The sequence below is a fragment of the Xanthomonas sp. SHU 308 genome (assembly GCF_000364645.1).
Taxonomy (GTDB): domain Bacteria; phylum Pseudomonadota; class Gammaproteobacteria; order Xanthomonadales; family Xanthomonadaceae; genus Xanthomonas_A; species Xanthomonas_A sontii.
Window position 1 is genome coordinate 1 of record NZ_AQOK01000453.1, and the last position, 2,121, is coordinate 2,121.

At 68.4% G+C, this 2,121-nt stretch carries 4 protein-coding genes; all 4 read left to right on the plus strand.

All coding sequences use genetic code 11. The annotated features are described in order from the left end of the window. Positions 1-545, plus strand: a 545-nt coding sequence (locus tag D588_RS24900; RefSeq protein ID WP_017916486.1) for a chemotaxis protein CheW, incomplete at its 5' end; no start/stop codon positions are given. A 108-nt stretch (positions 546-653) separates the two neighbouring features. Next, positions 654-962: an STAS domain-containing protein gene (locus D588_RS0114435; protein ID WP_010341777.1), complete on the plus strand. Its 309-nt coding sequence runs from the start codon at positions 654-656 to the stop codon at positions 960-962. After that, positions 959-1,324: a response regulator gene (locus D588_RS0114440; protein ID WP_010341778.1), complete on the plus strand. Its 366-nt coding sequence runs from the start codon at positions 959-961 to the stop codon at positions 1,322-1,324. The genes D588_RS0114435 and D588_RS0114440 overlap by 4 nt, the downstream gene beginning before the upstream one ends. A gap of 31 nt (positions 1,325-1,355) precedes the next feature. Further along, positions 1,356-2,121, plus strand: a 766-nt coding sequence (locus D588_RS0114445) for an Hpt domain-containing protein (RefSeq protein WP_017916487.1), incomplete at its 3' end; no start/stop codon positions are given.

Below are 2,121 nucleotides of genomic sequence, written 5' to 3' on the forward strand. Positions count from 1 at the left end.
CGGAACGCCGCGCCGAAGCCAGCCGCGCCCAGGCCGCCGGCGCGAAGCTGCCGCCGAACCTGCAGGCCTTCATGGCACCGGCCGTGCCGCATGGCTCGGCCATCGCCCCCGAACGCCTGGCCGAGCGCCGCACCCGCTGGCTGCGCCTGCGCTGCGGCGAGCAGGCCTACGCCCTGGAACTGCTGAAGGTGCAGGAAGTGGTGCTGCCGGTGCCGCTGCTGGCGCTGCGCGGCACGCCGCCGGCCATGCTCGGCATCATGAACCTGCGCGGCCAGGTGGTGCCGGTGCTCGACCTCGGCGTGCACCTGGGCGCGGCGCCGATCGAGATGGACATGCAGACCCGGGTGGTGGTGCTGGAAGAGAATGGCGAGACCCTGGGCCTGCGCGTGTCCGCGGTGGAAGACGTGGCCAGCCTCAGCGACCAGCAGATCGAGCCGCCGGACAACGCCCGCATCTGCCGCATTTCCAACCATCTGTTCCGCGGCGTGGCGCGGCTGGCGCAGCAGCCGATGATCCTGCTCGACGCCGAGCAATTGCTGCACTGACCCGGGCCGGGGGCGGCAACTGGGAACGGTGCCGCACTTTCCAACCGCCGCTAAAGCTTTTCAGGCCACGGCCGTTATCTGCCATAGAACCATTGGTGCGGAGCAATGATGAGCACAGTCCCCCTTGGCGAAGATCTCGGTATCGAGACCAGCGCCGACCTGAAACAACGCCTGACCGCGTTCCTTGCGTCGGACGACGTGCTGCGGCTGGACGCCGGCGAAGTCCGCCGCATCCATACCGCATCCGTACAGGTGCTGTGCGCATTCGTCGATGCCCGTCGCAAGGACGGCAAGCGCACCGAATTCGAGGCCTGCAACGCCACCTTTCGCGACGCGGCACGCCTGCTAGGGGTCAGCGAATCGCTGGGCCTTCCTGCAACCCCTGACAATCTGAAATCTGTGGAGAACGCGGCATGAGCGCACGTATCTTGGTAGTGGACGATTCGGCGTCGATGCGCCAGATGGTCTCCTTCGCCCTCACCTCGGCCGGCTTTGCCGTCGAAGAAGCCGAAGACGGCGCGGTCGCGCTGGGCCGCGCCAAGGGCCAGCGCTTCAACGCGGTGGTCACCGACGTCAACATGCCGAACATGGACGGCATCACCCTGATCCGCGAACTGCGGCAGCTGCCGGACTACAAGTTCACCCCGATGCTGATGCTGACCACCGAGTCGGCAGCGGAGAAGAAGTCCGAGGGCAAGGCGGCCGGTGCGACCGGCTGGCTGGTCAAGCCGTTCAATCCCGAACAGCTGATCGCCACCGTCCAGAAAGTCCTGGGCTGATCCCTTCCCTCCTTTTCCGGATTCCCGCCCCATGAGCATGGACCTGCAACGTTTCCACGCCACCTTCTTCGAGGAAAGCCGCGAAGGGCTGGACGCGATGGAAGCCGGATTGCTGTCGCTGGAAGAAGGCAATCGCGACCCCGAGACCATCAACTCGGTGTTCCGCGCCGCGCACTCGATCAAGGGCGGCGCCGCCACCTTCGGTTTCGAGGCGATGGCCGGCCTCACCCACGTGCTGGAGACGCTGCTCGACGAGCTGCGCGCCGGCAAGCGCGAAGTCGAAGCGCACGCGATCGATGCCATCCTCGGCTCGGTGGACGTGCTGCGCGCCCTGCTGCGCGAAGCCGAACACGGCGTCCCGGCCGATCCAGCCGCGGTCAAGGCCGTGCACGAGCGCCTGCAGCACGCGTTGAACGGCGGCCCGGCCGCGCCCACCGTCGCCACCCCGGCGGCGAACCAGCCGGCCGAGCCGGAAGCCTGGCAGATCGGCTTCACTCCGGCGCCGTCGCTGTTCATGAGCGGCAACGACCCGCTGCGCATCATCCGCGAACTCGAACACCTCGGTCCGCTGCAGGTCGCCTGCCGCAGCACGCGCCTGCCCGGCTTCGCCGAACTCGATCCGCTCGAGGCCTACCTGGCCTGGGACCTGGGCCTGGTCGGCAAGATCCCGCGCAGCGCGATCGAAGACACCTTCGCCTGGGTCATCGACGACTGCGAGCTGGAAATTCGCCCGGTGCCGCCGCCGAGCCTGGCCACCGCGCCGGCGCCGGTGCTGACCCCGCCGCCGACCGCCGCCA